The sequence below is a fragment of the Mesorhizobium sp. M0077 genome, assembly GCF_040322955.1.
Lineage (GTDB): Bacteria > Pseudomonadota > Alphaproteobacteria > Rhizobiales > Rhizobiaceae > Mesorhizobium.
In genome coordinates this window covers 92,879-107,900 of record NZ_JAMYUL010000002.1, presented here as the reverse complement: position 1 = coordinate 107,900, position 15,022 = coordinate 92,879, and the positions used below count along the sequence as shown (strand labels likewise).

Sequence of the window (15,022 nt, the reverse complement as noted above, 5' to 3'; positions counted from 1 at the left end):
TTCTGAGATAAAGGAGATCCGACATGGCTGAGATCAAGGACCGCGAAAACGCGCTCATCCTGGAAACGACCAAGGGCAAGGTCGTCATCGAACTGTTTCCCGACCTGGCCCCCGGCCACGTCGCCCGCATCAAGGAACTGGCCCGCGAAGGCGCCTATGACGGCGTGGTTTTCCACCGCGTCATCGAAGGCTTTATGGCGCAGACCGGTGACGTCAAGTTCGGCAATTCGACCAAGCCCACTTTTGCCCCCTCCCGCGCGGGCATGGGCGGTTCCGAGAAGCCTGACCTGAAGGCTGAATTCTCCAACGCCAACCATGGCCGCGGCACCTGCTCGATGGCCCGTTCGCAGAACCCGAACTCCGCCAATTCGCAGTTCTTCATCTGCTTCGACGATGCCGCTTTCCTCAACCGCCAGTACACGGTCTGGGGCCAGGTCATCGAAGGCATGGACAATGTCGACAAGATCAAGCGCGGCGAGCCGGTGGTCGATCCCGACAAGATCGTGTCGCTGAAGGTCGCGGCCGACGTCAAGTAAGGACAAACGACGATGATGGGCGTGGTCTGGTCGCTGCTCGGCATCCTGTCAGGCGCCTTCATCGCCGTCCAGGCGCCGATCAACTCGCAGCTGGCGCGCGGCCTGGGGCTCCCGGTCGCGGCTGCTGCGTTTTCGTTCCTGTCAGGCGCGATCGTGCTTGGTATCATCTCCATTGCCGTTGTGCGGCTGCAGGACATCTCGCTCGACTGGAAGGCGCCGGCGCCTTGGCTGTTCATCGCCGGCGGCATGCTCGGCGGTTTCTATGTTACCCTGTCAACCATTCTTACGCCGCGCATTGGTGCAGCCGCGTTGATGGCGTTCCTGGTTGCCGGCCAGTTGCTGGCCGGCATGCTGATCGATCGCGTCGGCTTTCTCGGCGTGGCGGTGCGCGAGATTTCGCTCGGCCGCATCGCCGGCGCGGTGCTGCTGTTGGCCGGAGCGCTGCTCGTCCGGCTCTACTGATGCGCGTCGATCTCTTCGACTTCGACCTGCCGGAGGAGCGCATCGCGCTGCGCCCGGCCGAGCCGCGCGACAGCGCCAGAATGCTGGTGGTCAGGCCAGGCGAAGACTTTGCGGACCGCGCGGTGCGCGACCTTCCGTCCTTGCTCAGAACGGGCGACGTGCTGGTCTTCAACGACACCAAGGTCATTCCTGCCCAGTTGAGAGGCATCAGGCGGCGCGGCGAAGCGCAGGCGCAGGTCGACGCCACGCTGCATATGCGCATGGCGCCGGACCGCTGGCTGGCCTTCATGCGGCCGGGCAAGCGCATCGCCGCCGGCGACCGCATCCATTTCGGCCATGACGGCAATTCCTGTTTCCTCGGCCAGCTCGACGCCACAGTGATCGAGAAGGGCGATGCCGGCGAGGTGCTGCTCGGTTTCGACCTGTCGGGGCCGTTTCTCGACGAGGCGCTGCATGCCGTCGGCCACATCCCGCTGCCGCCCTATATCGCCTCCAAGCGCGACGACGACGCGCGCGACCTGACGGATTACCAGACAATCTATGCCAAGGAGGAGGGCGCAGTCGCTGCCCCCACCGCAGGCCTGCATTTCACGCCGGAGCTGTTTGCCGCGCTGGATGCAAAAGGCATCGAACGCCGCTTCGTGACCTTGCATGTCGGCGCCGGCACCTTCCTGCCGGTCAAGGCGGACGACACCGCTCACCACAAGATGCATGCCGAGACCGGCTCGGTCAGCGAAGCAACAGCCGACGCTCTGAATGGCGCCAAGGCGCGGGGCGGGCGCATCATCGCTGTCGGCACCACCTCGCTGCGCTTGCTGGAGAGCGCGGCACGGCCTGATGGCTCGCTGACCGCCTGGTCCGGCCCGACCGACATCTTCATCACGCCGGGCTATCGGTTCAAGACCGCCGACCTGCTGATGACCAATTTCCATCTCCCGCGTTCGACGCTGTTCATGCTGGTTTCGGCCTTCAGCGGCCTAGACACGATGCGTGCGGCCTATGCTCATGCCATCGGGAACAATTACAGGTTCTATTCCTACGGAGATGCAAGCCTGCTTTATCGAGCGGAGATGAGCGATGGACGATGACCTGCAAGCCCTCGATCGCGAAAGCCTGATCGCCGAAGTGAAGAAATTGCGTGCCGGCATTCGCCAGCACCGAGATTCTACCGGCCATGATTTATGCTGGCATCATCCCAACCTGTGGGACCTGCTTGCCGGAAAAGACCGATCCGTCGATTGCCGTGCCGCCATGGCCGAAATTCATGCGCGGCTGCATCCAATACCGCCAGTCGCTCGACAGGCAGGCGCCACGCGCGCCTGTCCATGACAAGGAATTCAATGGCTGAAACATTCACCTTCAAGATCCTCGCCACTGACGGCAAGGCGCGGCGCGGTTCCATCACCATGCCGCGCGGCGAAATCCGCACGCCAGCCTTCATGCCGGTCGGCACCGGCGGCACGGTCAAGGCCATGTATATGGATCAGGTGCGCGGGGTCGGCGCCGATATCATCCTGGGCAACACCTACCATCTGATGCTGCGGCCCGGGGCCGAGCGCGTGGCGCGGCTTGGTGGCTTGCATGAATTCGCCCGCTGGCCGCAGCCGATCCTGACCGACAGTGGCGGTTTTCAGGTCATGTCGCTGTCGAAACTCAGGAAATTGACCGAGAAGGGCGTCACGTTTCGCTCGCACATTGACGGCGCTGCCTACGAGATGTCGCCGGAGCGCTCGATCGAGATCCAGGGCCTGCTCGATTCCGACATCCAGATGCAGCTCGACGAATGCACAGCGCTGCCGGCCGACCTCAAGCAGATCGAGCGCGCGATGGAGCTGTCGCTGCGCTGGGCCGAGCGCTGCAAGACAGCGTTCGGCGACCAGCCCGGCAAGGCCATGTTCGGCATCGTCCAGGGTGGCGACAACGCAGCACTCAGGGTGCGCTCGGCGCAGGCGCTGAGCGCGATGGAGCTGAAGGGCTATGCCGTCGGCGGCCTGGCCGTCGGCGAGCCGCAAGCGGTGATGCTGGATATGCTGGAGATCACCTGTCCGGAATTGCCTGACAACAAGCCTCGATATCTCATGGGCGTCGGCACGCCGGACGACATCGTGAAATCGGTGGCGCGCGGCATCGACATGTTCGACTGCGTGATGCCGACCCGCGCCGGCCGCCATGGCCTGGCCTATACCAGGCGCGGCAAGGTCAATCTCAGGAATGCCCGCCATGCGGACGATCCGCGGCCGCTGGACGAGGAGAGCGACTGCCCGGCGGCACGCGACTATTCACGCGCCTATCTGCATCATCTCGTGCGCTCGCAGGAGGCGCTGGGCGCGATGCTTCTGACCTGGAACAACCTGTCCTACTATCAGAAGCTGATGCAGGACATTCGCGCCGCGATCGAGGCCCGGGACTTTGAGGCGCGCACGGCTGAGATTTCCGAGGCATGGGCGAGGGGTGATATTCCGGTGCTGTAGCCGGGCCTCAGGTACTGAGCGAATTCGCTGCGCGCAAGCTGCAGCCGGTGATCTGAAAGCTGCCGTCGGGCTGCTGTTCCAGCGTGTAGACCGCCTCATAGTCCTTGCCGTCGGGCCCAACGATCAGCACTTGCTGGATTAGCGAAGTTGGCCCCATCTGCTCGACCTTGCCGAAGGAATAGCTCTGCGGCTGGCGCACCGGCGGATAGCCGTTGGTCACCATGTTCATGAAGGTGTCGACGGTCGGAAAGATGCGCTTCACATTTGGAGCGGCGAAACTGTACGCCTTGGCGCCATCATTGGCGATGAGCGCCTTCAACTGACCATCGATGACGGCCTGGCCGGCCTTGACTTCGGCGTCGCCGGCAAGGGCTGCCGACACGAACAACGCGAACAGCAATGAAACGACTGCGAATGCGGTGCGGCGCATGGCCTGTCTCCATTGTCCCCCAACAAAACCCGTCCCGGGACGCATCATACCATACGCTTTGCGGAGCCTCACGGTTTCAGCAACCGCAATATTCGCCACGCAAGTGCCACATGATCATGCTTAAGCCTCCTTTAACGCGGGGCGCGCATCGTAGGACGGGTGGGGACCCGTTCGCGCAACCAGGGGACAACCATGTTCAAGCAGCCGATCGACCGGCGCCTTTTGCTGAAGGGCGCGGCAAGCCTCGCAGTTTTGGCTCCCTTGCCCGCCTGGGCAAGCACCGGGCCGACCGTCACGGAAGTCGCCTTCGATCCCGCCATTCCAGCGCTCGGCAACCCCGATGGCGACGTCACCATCGCCGAATTCGTCGACTATCAGTGCCCGATCTGCAAGCTCGTCTTCGTCGAGCTGAAGAAGTTGATGGAAGAGGACAACGGCGTCCGGCTTGTGATGAAGGACTGGCCGATCTTCGGCGACGTGTCGCGCGACGCGGCGCGGGTGACGCTGCTGAGCGGCGAACACTATGGCGCGGCGGTCGATGCGCTGATGACCAACCAGCGCGGCCTTTCGGAACGCCGCACCAACGACATCCTTTCTTCCGTCGGTGTCGATGTGGCGATGGTGCGTGCCGACCTCGCCATCCGTGAACCCGACATCGACGCTGCCCTTGTCCGCACCGAAGTCCAGGCGACGGCGTTCAAGCTGCGCGGCACGCCAGCCCTGGTCATCGGCGGCAACTTGTATCGGCGCGGCATGCCGGTGTCCGAACTGAGACAAGCCGTCGCCAAGGCGCGCTCGGCCTGATGCTTGAAAGCCGGGCGGCAGTCTGCCACAAGGGCCGCTTGTGTGCTGAAGCTTGATCGGGACCGGCAATGAAGACGTTTTTCATGCAGATAAAGTGCGATCTGGGCAAATCCTACGAGGTCGCCAGCGCGCTCGCCGATGCCGAAATCGCCTCGGAAATCTACTCGACCGCCGGCAATTACGACCTGCTTGCCAAATTCTACGTCGACGACGAGGAAGATGTCGGCCACTTCGTCAACGAGAAGGTGCAGATTATTCCCGGAATCAAGGACACCTTCACGGTCGTCACTTTCCGCGCTTTCTAAAGCAATTCCAGGAAAAAAATGTGAAGCGGTTTTCCGTCCGGAATTGCGTCAAAGCACAAAGCCATGGCAGGTCGCCGTTTCCATGAAACGGTGAACTGCTATGGCCGCATCAGGCACTTGCCCGGCGACAAGGCAGAGCCTGATTAAGGTCCTGTTCCGACTGCCCGAATTTTGGGCAGTCGGAACATACTGGTCGCCGATATCCTCCAAATCACCGATTGCGCTTGATTTTCTCCCGCGACGCCAGTGAAATGGCGTCACAGGGGAGTATGCGATTGGCAGCGTTCGATGAAATGCTTCCGGAAGTTTCCGGGCTGAGACAACCGTATACGGCTTACGACCGCTGGCTGAAGGAGCAGGATCCGGCCAGGCTTACCGAAAAGATGCAGGACGCCGAGCGCGTCTTCCGCAAGACCGGCATTACCTTCGCCGTCTATGGCGAGCAGGAAGCCTCCGAGCGGCTGATCCCCTTCGACATCGTGCCGCGCATCATCTCCGGCAATGAATGGCGGAGGCTAACGCAAGGCATCGAGCAGCGCGTACAGGCGCTGAACGCTTTCCTCGACGACATTTACCACCGCCAGGAAATCCTGCGCGCCGGCCGCGTGCCGAGGGAGCTGATCGCCAGGAACGAGGCGTTCCTGCCGGAAATGATCGGAGTGCGGCCACCGGCCGGCGTCTACACCCACATTATCGGCGTCGACATCGTCCGGATCTCGGAGAACGAGTTCTACGTGCTGGAGGACAATGCGCGCACGCCGTCGGGGGTCTCCTACATGCTGGAGAACCGCGAGACGATGATGCAGCTCTTTCCCGAGCTGTTCCAGCGGATCAAGGTGCGGCCGGTGGAGAATTATCCGCAATTGCTGCGCCAGTCGCTGGCGGCAGTGCGGCCGCAAAGCACCAAGGGCGCACCGACCATTGCCGTGCTGACGCCGGGCAGCTTCAACTCCGCCTATTTCGAACATGCCTTCCTCGCCGACCAGATGGGCGTGCAGTTGGTCGAAGGCCAGGATCTGCGCGTTGTAGACGGCCACGTCGCCATGCGCACGACCGAAGGCTACAAGCAGATCGACGTGCTTTACCGGCGCGTCGACGATTCCTTCCTCGACCCGCTGACCTTCCGGCCGGACTCGGCCCTTGGCGTGCCCGGCATCATGGACGTCTACCGCGCCGGCAACATCACCATCGCCAACGCGCCGGGAACCGGCATCGCCGACGACAAGGCGATCTATTCCTACATGCCCGACATCGTCGAGTTCTACACCGGCCGCAAGGCCATCCTCGGCAACATCCCGACCTGGCGCTGCTCGGAGCCCGACAGCCTGAAATACGTGCTCGAACACATCCATGAGCTGGTCATCAAGGAAGTGCACGGCTCCGGCGGCTACGGCATGCTGGTCGGCCCGGCTGCGACCAAGAAGGAATGCCAGGATTTCGCCAAGAAGCTGCAGGCGAAGCCTTCCAACTACATCGCCCAGCCGACGCTGGCGCTGTCGACTTGCCCGATCCTGACCGAAAAAGGCCTGTCGCCGCGCCATGTCGATCTCAGGCCCTATGTTCTGGTCTCCGACCGAATCCAGATCGTTCCCGGCGGCTTGACGCGGGTGGCGCTGAAGGAGGGGTCGTTGGTCGTGAATTCCTCGCAAGGCGGCGGCACGAAGGATACGTGGGTGTTGGACGATTAGGTAGGGAATAGGGCAGTAGGCAGTAGGCAGTAGAGGGACAAGAAATGCCATATTCCACAGAGATTCAAATACTTACTAATCCCTACTCACTATTCCCTACTCACTAGCCCGAAGGGCCACTTCACATGCTTCTCGGCCGCACCGCCAACGGGCTCTACTGGATGAACCGCTATATCGAGCGGGCGGAAAACATGGCGCGTCTGGTCGATGCCGGCCTTCGCATGGCGCTGACCCGCACCCAGAGCGCGTCGGAAGAGTGGAATTCGGTGCTGCTCAGCGCCGGCTCCGACGTCACCTTCACGCAGAAATACAAGGACTATACCGCCGCCAACGTCGCCGACTTCCTGCTGCGCGACACCTCGAACCCGTCGAGCACGATGTCGGCGATCGAGACCGCTCGCAACAATGCCCGCATGGTGCGCACCGCGCTGACGCGCGAGACCTGGGAGAGCATCAACGAAGCCTGGATGGCCCTGAAGCGCATGCTGGCAAAGCCGATCGACGAGCGCGACCTGCCGAGTGTGCTCGACGCCATCAAACGCGAGACGGCGCTGATCCGCGGCTCGTTCTACGGCACGATGCTGCGCAACGAGATCTTCGACTTCTCGCAGCTCGGCACCTATGTCGAGCGGGCCGACAACACGGCACGCATCCTCGACGTGAAATACTACGTGCTGCTGCCGTCGATCTCCTGGGTCGGCTCGAGCCTCGACAACTACCAGTGGGAATCGATCCTGCGCTCGGTGTCGGCGCACCGTTCCTATCGCTGGGTCTATGAGGCCGACTACAAACCGACCAACATTGCCGACTATCTGATCCTCAATGTGCGCATGCCGCGCTCGCTGACCTTCTGTTATCGTTTTCTCGCCGAGCATCTGAAGTTCCTCGGCGACGATTATGGCGACCGTCATGCCTGCCACGCCACCGTCGACAGGACACAGGCGATGCTGCAGGCAGGGTCGATCAAGGACATATTCGACGCCGGCCTGCACGAATTCCTGGCCAGGTTCATTCAAGACAACACCAAGCTTGGTGAAGAGATCGCACAAGATTACCGGTTCAATTGAGCATGATCGCGAACCGGAGGACCGCGCTAGCGACAAGTGAGACCCGGTTTTCGGATAAGATCATGCTTGCAAACGGAAAATAGGGCATGCGGCTCAAGATCACCCACCGTACCGAATACCGCTACGACGCGCCGGTGCACTATCTGTTGCAGCGGCTGCGCCTGTTACCGGTCAGTGGCCCGACGCAGACCGTGCTGTCCTGGGCGCTGAAGATCGAGGGCGCGCGCGAGGAAGTCCGCTTTAACGACCATTTCGGCAACGATAACAGGCTGTTGAGCGTCGAGGGCGAGCGCGACTTCATCACCGTCGAGGCCTCCGGCGAGGTTGTCACGCGCGACACAGCGGGCGTCTCGGGTCCGCATCACGGCTTTGCGCCGCTGTGGCTGTTCAGCCAGGAGACAGCTTTGACCATCCCCGGCGAGGGCATAAGCGAGCTTGCCGCGGCGGTCGGCAAAGGTACCGACATCGAAAGGCTGCATCGGCTGATGGCGCTGATCGTCGAGCGCGTCGCCTACACGCCGGGCACCACCAGCGTGACGACCCCGGCGGAAGAGGCATTGGCGCTGAAGACCGGCGTTTGCCAGGATCACAGCCACATCTTTGTCACCGCAGCCCGCGTCATGGGTTTTCCGGCCCGCTATGTCAGTGGCTATCTGATGATGGATGCGGCCATCGAGCAGGCGGCGAGCCATGCCTGGGCCGAAGCCCATGTTCAGGGTCTCGGCTGGGTCGCCTTCGACGCCGCCAACGGCATTTCCCCCGATGAACGCTATGTCAGGGTAGCCACCGGCCGTGATTATCGCGACGCCTCGCCGGTGTCGGGAATTCGACTGGGACAGGCGGAGGAACAGCTTGCAGTCACCGTCACGGTAGAGCAGTAGTCTCCGGCAAGATTGCTGCCTGAAGAGATTCCATGACTTATTGCGTCGGCCTCAAGATCGATCGTGGGCTCGTGTTCATGTCGGACACGCGCACCAATGCCGGGATGGATTCGATCTCCACTTTCAAGAAGATGCATGTCTGGGAAGAGCCAGGCGAGCGCGTCATCGTGCTGATGTCGGCCGGCAATCTGGCCACGACGCAGGCCGTGGTCAGCCTGCTCGACGAGCGCACCAAAGCGGTGGCGGAACGCCACGCGACGCTGCTCGAGACCCCATCCATGTACCAGACGGTGCGGCTGGTCGGCGACACCGTCAAGGAAGTCATCGCCAGCTCGTCGCCTGCCGGCGAAAAGGCGGATTCCTATTTCAACGCCTCCTTCATCCTCGGCGGCCAGATCAAGGGCAGCCCGCCACGGCTGTTCATGATCTATCCCGAGGGCAATTTCATCGAATCCACCGACGACACGCCGTTCTTCCAGATCGGCGAGACCAAATACGGCAAGCCGATCATCATCCGTGCCTATGAAAGGACGATGAGCCTGGCTGAAACGGTCAAGCTCTTGCTGGTGTCGTTCGATTCGACGCTGAAATCGAACCTGTCCGTCGGCCTGCCTCTCGACCTGCTGTTCCTGGGGGAGGATACGTTCACGGTGGGTTTGAAAAAACGCATCGGCCAGGACGATCGATATTATCGTGCTATTTCCGAAGGCTGGTCGAACGCGTTGAAGACGGCCTTTGCCAGCCTGCCTGATTTTCCGGGGTAGCGCGGCAACCTTCGTCGCGGTTGCCTGTCTCTATTTAACATGTTAATCAAAAATTCAAACGGCTGGGCTGATCGGCACGTCGGGAGGATCCATGGACAACGAGCAATTCCGCGACTGGTCGAGGCGCGCCGCCGACTGGGGCGCTGATTACCGCGCCGGCCTTCGCGATCGGCCCGTGCGACCTGCCATAGCGCCGGGCGAGATCTTCAGGAGCATCGAAGCTTCTCCGCCGGAGGCCGCGGAATCGATGGAGACGATCTTCGCCGATTTCGAAGCCAAGATCGTGCCCGGCATGACGCATTGGCAGCATCCGCGTTTCTTTGCTTATTTCCCGGCCAATGCAGCACCCGTCTCGGTGGTTGCCGAATATCTGGTCTCTGCGATGGCCGCGCAGTGCATGCTGTGGCAGACTTCGCCGGCGGCGACAGAGCTTGAGACGCGCATCGTCGACTGGATGCGCCAGGCGCTCGGCCTGCCCGAAGGCTTTTCCGGCGTGATCCAGGACTCCGCATCATCGGCGACGCTGGCCGCCGTGTTGACCATGCGCGAGCGCACGCTCGACTGGCAGGGCAACAAGAAGGGTCTTTCCGGGCAGGGCAGGCTGCGCGTCTATTCCTCCGACCAGGTGCACACCTCGATCGACCGCGCCATCTGGGTCGCCGGCATTGGCGAGGAAAACCTCGTCCGCATTCCCGTCGCCGGCACCTACCGCGCCATGGATACCGCGGCTTTGGAAGCGGCGATTGTTGCCGACCGCGCGGCCGGCCTATTGCCGGCCGGCATCATCGCGTGCGTCGGCGGCACCAGCACCGGCGGCACCGACGACATCGCTGAAGTGGCCGCGGTGGCCAAACGCCAGGGGCTCTATCTGCATATCGACGCCGCCTGGGCCGGATCGGCCATGATCTGCCCGGAATACCGGCATTTCTGGACCGGTGTCGAGGGCGCGGACTCGATCGTCTTCAACCCGCACAAATGGCTGGGCGCGCAATTCGACTGCTCGATCCAGTTCGTCCGCCAGCCGGAGGATCTCGTGCGCACGCTGGCGATCAAGCCGGACTATCTGAAAACTCGCGGCCATGACGGCATCATCAACTACTCCGAATGGTCGGTGCCTCTCGGCCGTCGCTTCCGGGCGCTGAAGCTGTGGTTCCTGCTGCGCGCCCATGGCCTCGAGGCGCTGCGCACCATGATCCGCAATCACGTCGCCTGGAGCGAAGGCATAGCAGCGCGCCTGGCCGAGGAGGAGGATTTCGAGCTCGCCAGCCAGCCGATGCTGTCGCTGTTCTCGTTCCGGCATCGCGCCACATCCGGCGCTGACTGCGACGAGCACAATCTGCGTCTGGTCGACGCCATCAACAATGACGGCCGTATCTACCTGACGCAGACGCGTGTCGATGGGCGGGTCGCCATCCGCTTCCAGGCAGGCCAGTTCGAGACAACCGCGGCCGATGTCGATACCGCCTTCACTGTCATCTGCGAGTGTGCAAGATCCCCGAAGGACTGACAGGGATTGCCCGGGTGGTTGCCGCCGCCGGGGCAAGCCAGCAAGGACTTGCGAGCAAGCATATGGCCGGAAGGGCTGAAGGGGTTAGCCAGAATCTGACGGGCGTCTGGAGCGGGCGCTATTTCTATCCGCGCGAACTGCCGCCGGTTTCCTTCGTTGCAACGCTGATCGAGACGGCAACCAGCTTGACGGGGATGACCCACGAACCGGCGGCGACCAGCACGGCAAGATACGCAAGCCTGCAGGGGCAGCGAGAGGGCAACGCCGTCTCCTTTACCAAGACATACGACAAGGCCGAATTGAAGGCGCACCCGATTCACTACAGCGGCATCATCAACGGTGATGCAACCGAGATCAAAGGCACTTGGCGGATCCCGGGATACTGGTCCGGCAATTTCCTGATGATCCGCTCGCCAGGTAAAGTCGCGGCTGTCACCCGCAAGGTGGCGGAGCGGGTCTGAGCCGTATCTGCCCGGTTCGCCTTTGCAATCATCGATATTTCATTAGCCGGCGTCTCCCTTTTCATTGCTTTCGTTTTCAGCTACAAACAAGAAAAACGAAAACGGGAGGTTCTCAGTGTATTTGTCGCCGCGCCATGCCGAGATCATCCAGATGGCGAAGGACCATGGCCGTGTGCTGGTCGATGACCTCGCCACGCATTTCAACGTGACGCCACAGACCATCCGCAAGGACCTCAACGATCTCTGCGACCAGCGGCTGCTGACGCGCATCCATGGCGGGGCCCTGTTCCCGTCCGGCATCGAGAACATGGAGTATGAGGCGCGCCGCAAGATTGCCGCCGACGAGAAGGAGGCCATCGGCCGCGCGGCGGCCAGGCTGATACCCGACAACGCCTCCCTGTTCATCAACATCGGCACCACGACCGAGTCGGTCAGCAAGGCGCTGCTCGACCATACCGGGCTGATGGTCATCACCAATAATATCAATGTTGCCAACAGGATGCGCATCTATCCTTCGATCGAGGTGGTAATCGCCGGCGGCGTCGTGCGTGGCTCCGACGGCGGCGTTGTCGGCGAGGCCGCGGTCGATTTCATCAGGCAGTTCAAGGTCGACTATGCGGTGATCGGCGCCTCGGCCATCGACCATGACGGCGCGTTGCTCGATTTCGACTTTCGCGAAGTGAAAGTGGCGCAAGCCATTATCGCCAATGCCAGGCATGTCATCCTGGTCTCCGACCAGACCAAGTTCGAACGCACCGCGCCGGTTCGCATCGGCCATCTCTCGCAAGTCAACACCTTCATCACCGACCGTTGCGACATCCCGTCGGTGCGTAAGATCTGCGAGGAAGCGGAGGTTCAATTGATCGAAACGTCGCTCGGCTAGGCTATCGATCACGGTCCCGTTACATTTCGTTTGACATTCGTTCTTATTTCGAAATAATCCCGATACGGTTTCGTAACAACTCAAAAATGCTGCAATGCGAAATCGCGGGAGGGATTTGTGGACGCAGTCCGTGACATCTTCGTCATCGGTGGCGGCATCAATGGCTGCGGCATCGCCCGCGACGCCGTTGGGCGGGGCTTTTCGGTATTTCTCGCCGAGATGAACGATCTTGCCAGCGGAACCTCCTCCGGCTCGACCAAGCTGATCCACGGCGGTCTGCGCTACCTCGAATTCTACGAGTTCCGGCTGGTGCGCGAGGCGCTGATGGAGCGCGAGGTTCTGTGGAAGAACGCGCCGCACATCATCTGGCCGATGCGCTTCGTGCTGCCCTATGCCAAGGGCCTGCGCCCGGCCTGGCTGATCCGGCTCGGCCTGTTCCTCTACGATCATATTGGTGGCCGCAAATTGCTGCCGGCGACCCGGACACTGGACATGTCCAAGGATCCGGCGGGCAAGCCGCTGAAGCCGCTGTTTCACAAGGCCTTCGAGTACTCGGACGGCTGGGTCAACGATGCCCGGCTGGTGGTGTTGAACGCGCGTGACGCCGCCGACCGCGGCGCCACCATCCGCACCCGCACGAAAGTCGTCGGGGCGCGGCGCGAAGCCGATCTATGGGCGATCCGCGTGGAAGACGTGCGGACGGGAGATGCCGACGAGGTCAAGGCCCGGCTGCTGGTCAATGCCGCCGGTCCATGGGTCGACCACGTCCTGTCGACCACCGTGGGCCAGAACGACGTGCACAATGTGCGCCTGGTGCAGGGCAGTCATATCGTCATCAAAAAGAAATTCGATGATCCGCGCGCCTACTTCTTCCAGAACAAGGACGGGCGCATCATCTTCGCCATCCCTTACGAGGAAGAATTTACGCTGATCGGCACCACCGATCGCGACTATCCCGGCGATCCGCATGACGTGAAGATCAGCGACACCGAGATCGACTATCTCTGCGCGGCGGCGAGCGAATATTTTGCTGAAGCCGTGACGCGCCCCGACATCGTCTGGACCTATTCGGCCGTGCGCCCGCTCTACGACGACGGCGCTTCGAAGGCGCAGGAAGCGACCCGCGACTATGTGTTGAAAGCCGATGGCGGCGAGGGCAAGGCGCCGATCGTCAACGCTTTCGGCGGCAAGATCACCACCTACCGCCGGCTGTCGGAATCGATGCTGGAAAAGATCGAAGGTTTTCTCGGCAAGCGCGGCAAGCCGTGGACGGCGAACGCGCCCTTGCCAGGCGGCGATTTCCCGGCCACCGGTTTCGACGCCCAGGTGGCGAAGCTGAAGAGCGCCTATCCTTTCCTCGACCAGCGCCTGGCGCGTCGGTTGACCAGGCTTTACGGCACGCGCGCGCAAGTGCTGCTCGGCCTCGCCAAGTCGAACGCCGATCTCGGCCGCAATTTCGGCGCCGATCTCTATGAGGCCGAGGTACGCTACCTCAGCGAAAACGAATGGGCGCTGACCGCCGAAGATGTATTGTGGCGTCGCACCAAGCGCGGTCTGCATCTCAGCCGCGAACAGGCCTCGGCGCTTGACGAATTCATGCGCGGCATAAGCCGGCGCCATGTCGCGGCAGCGGAATAGGGAAGGCGATTGATGCACAAAGCCTGGGAGGAGGCATCATGCTGGAACTGAGAAACGTGACGAAGATGGTCGGCGCGGTGGAGCATATCCGCGACGTGTCGCTGACGCTTCAGCACGGCTCGCTCAACGTTTTGCTCGGGCCGACACTGTCGGGCAAGACCAGCCTGATGCGGCTGATGGCCGGGCTCGACGTGCCGACCACCGGTTCAGTCTGGTTCGACGGCCAGAATGTCACCGGCATGCCGGTGCAGCAGCGCAAGATCGCCATGGTCTATCAGCAGTTCATCAACTACCCCGCGATGACCGTCTACGAGAACATCGCCTCGCCGTTGCGCGTCGCCGGCACCGACCAGGCCAAGATCGACAAGGAAGTCCGCAACGCGGCAGGGCTTCTGAAGCTCACACCCTATCTCGACCGCACGCCGCTCAGCCTGTCCGGCGGACAGCAGCAGCGTACGGCGCTGGCCCGCGCCATCGTCAAGAATGCCAGCCTGGTGCTGCTCGACGAGCCGCTCGCCAATCTCGACTACAAATTGCGCGAGGAGCTGCGCGCCGAACTGCCCAAGATATTTGCCGCCGCCGGCACCATTTTCGTCTACGCCACGACTGAGCCGCATGAAGCCTTGCTGCTCGGCGGCAATACGGCGACGCTGTCCGAGGGGCGGATCACCCAATTCGGGCCGACCATCGACGTCTTCCGCAAGCCGATCGACCTGGTGACGGCGAAAACCTTTGCCGATCCGCCGCTCAACACCATCGTGCTGGCCAAGAAGGGCCCGGATTTCCTGCTCGAGGGCGGCGTCAAGCTGCCGGTGCCGGCCGAACTCGCCGGCATTGCCGACGCCAATTACACGATCGGCTTTCAGCCGCATCATCTGTCGCTGGAGCGGCCCAACGCTGCCGCGGTGCCGGTGCGCGCCAAGGTGACGATCACCGAGATCACCGGCTCGGAAAGCTTCATCCACCTCGATTTTGCCGATGCGCGCTGGGTCATGCTGACCCACGGCATCCGGGATTTCGAGCCGGACGCCGAGATCGAGGTGTTTATCGATCCGCGCCACATCATGGTCTTCGACAGCAACGGCAGCGCCGTCGCCGCGCCGAAGCTTGCGGCCTGAGGGGGAA

Annotated in this window: 16 protein-coding genes and 1 pseudogene; 16 read left to right on the top strand and 1 reads right to left on the bottom strand. The window is 62.2% G+C overall.

All coding sequences use genetic code 11. The features are described from left to right. Positions 1 to 23 precede the first annotated feature (23 nt). The 5 genes and pseudogenes from NKJ57_RS04705 to tgt all read left to right on the top strand — a co-directional run bounded on the left by NKJ57_RS04705 (position 24) and on the right by tgt (position 3,469). A complete protein-coding gene (locus NKJ57_RS04705) occupies positions 24 to 536 on the top strand; it encodes a peptidylprolyl isomerase (RefSeq protein ID WP_023730156.1) in 513 nt (170 codons plus the stop codon). Positions 537 to 548: 12 nt separating this feature from the next. Beyond that, positions 549 to 998: a DMT family transporter gene (locus NKJ57_RS04700; protein WP_023693398.1), complete on the top strand. Its 450-nt coding sequence runs from the start codon at positions 549 to 551 to the stop codon at positions 996 to 998. Continuing rightward, positions 998 to 2,086 carry a tRNA preQ1(34) S-adenosylmethionine ribosyltransferase-isomerase QueA gene (gene queA / locus NKJ57_RS04695; RefSeq protein ID WP_023746162.1) on the top strand — a complete coding sequence of 363 codons (1,089 nt, stop codon included), beginning with the start codon at positions 998 to 1,000 and terminating at the stop codon, positions 2,084 to 2,086. The genes NKJ57_RS04700 and queA overlap by 1 nt, the downstream gene beginning before the upstream one ends. Beyond that, a pseudogene (locus NKJ57_RS04690) lies at positions 2,076 to 2,346 on the top strand (hypothetical protein). The gene queA and the pseudogene NKJ57_RS04690 overlap by 11 nt, the downstream one beginning before the upstream one ends. Then, complete coding sequence (tgt, locus tag NKJ57_RS04685; RefSeq protein ID WP_352512609.1) at positions 2,339 to 3,469, top strand: tRNA guanosine(34) transglycosylase Tgt; 1,131 nt, start codon at positions 2,339 to 2,341, stop codon at positions 3,467 to 3,469. The pseudogene NKJ57_RS04690 and the gene tgt overlap by 8 nt, the downstream one beginning before the upstream one ends. A gap of 7 nt (positions 3,470 to 3,476) precedes the next feature. On the opposite strand, the gene NKJ57_RS04680 is transcribed toward tgt, so the two are convergent. Further along, entirely contained in the window at positions 3,477 to 3,899 is a 423-nt protein-coding gene (locus tag NKJ57_RS04680) for a DUF4864 domain-containing protein (protein WP_023684643.1), read from the bottom strand. A gap of 192 nt (positions 3,900 to 4,091) precedes the next feature. Between NKJ57_RS04680 and NKJ57_RS04675 the strand changes: the two genes are divergently transcribed. From NKJ57_RS04675 to NKJ57_RS04625, 11 genes are all read left to right on the top strand, one after another. Then, entirely contained in the window at positions 4,092 to 4,703 is a 612-nt protein-coding gene (locus NKJ57_RS04675; RefSeq protein WP_352512608.1) for a DsbA family protein, read from the top strand. Between the two features lie 68 nt (positions 4,704 to 4,771). Further along, positions 4,772 to 5,008: an Lrp/AsnC family transcriptional regulator gene (locus tag NKJ57_RS04670; protein WP_023670963.1), complete on the top strand. Its 237-nt coding sequence runs from the start codon at positions 4,772 to 4,774 to the stop codon at positions 5,006 to 5,008. 275 nt (positions 5,009 to 5,283) lie between these two features. Beyond that, entirely contained in the window at positions 5,284 to 6,696 is a 1,413-nt protein-coding gene (locus tag NKJ57_RS04665) for a circularly permuted type 2 ATP-grasp protein (RefSeq protein WP_352512606.1), read from the top strand. Positions 6,697 to 6,821: 125 nt separating this feature from the next. After that, on the top strand, positions 6,822 to 7,763 hold the full coding sequence (locus tag NKJ57_RS04660; RefSeq protein WP_023693403.1) for an alpha-E domain-containing protein: 942 nt from the start codon (positions 6,822 to 6,824) through the stop codon (positions 7,761 to 7,763). Between the two features lie 86 nt (positions 7,764 to 7,849). Next, a complete protein-coding gene (locus NKJ57_RS04655; protein ID WP_023670966.1) occupies positions 7,850 to 8,644 on the top strand; it encodes a transglutaminase family protein in 795 nt (264 codons plus the stop codon). Between the two features lie 32 nt (positions 8,645 to 8,676). Beyond that, positions 8,677 to 9,408 (top strand): proteasome-type protease, encoded by a 732-nt coding sequence (locus NKJ57_RS04650; RefSeq protein WP_023742489.1) that lies wholly within the window; start codon positions 8,677 to 8,679, stop codon positions 9,406 to 9,408. Positions 9,409 to 9,499: 91 nt separating this feature from the next. Continuing rightward, entirely contained in the window at positions 9,500 to 10,915 is a 1,416-nt protein-coding gene (locus NKJ57_RS04645) for a pyridoxal phosphate-dependent decarboxylase family protein (RefSeq protein WP_023815793.1), read from the top strand. Positions 10,916 to 10,929: 14 nt separating this feature from the next. Then, entirely contained in the window at positions 10,930 to 11,376 is a 447-nt protein-coding gene (locus NKJ57_RS04640; protein ID WP_023693406.1) for a hypothetical protein, read from the top strand. 115 nt (positions 11,377 to 11,491) lie between these two features. After that, a complete protein-coding gene (locus NKJ57_RS04635; RefSeq protein ID WP_023670971.1) occupies positions 11,492 to 12,259 on the top strand; it encodes a DeoR/GlpR family DNA-binding transcription regulator in 768 nt (255 codons plus the stop codon). A gap of 117 nt (positions 12,260 to 12,376) precedes the next feature. Next, positions 12,377 to 13,897: a glycerol-3-phosphate dehydrogenase gene (gene glpD / locus NKJ57_RS04630; protein ID WP_352512604.1), complete on the top strand. Its 1,521-nt coding sequence runs from the start codon at positions 12,377 to 12,379 to the stop codon at positions 13,895 to 13,897. Between the two features lie 38 nt (positions 13,898 to 13,935). Further along, complete coding sequence (locus NKJ57_RS04625) at positions 13,936 to 15,015, top strand: ABC transporter ATP-binding protein (protein WP_023684650.1); 1,080 nt, start codon at positions 13,936 to 13,938, stop codon at positions 15,013 to 15,015. Positions 15,016 to 15,022 lie beyond the last annotated feature (7 nt).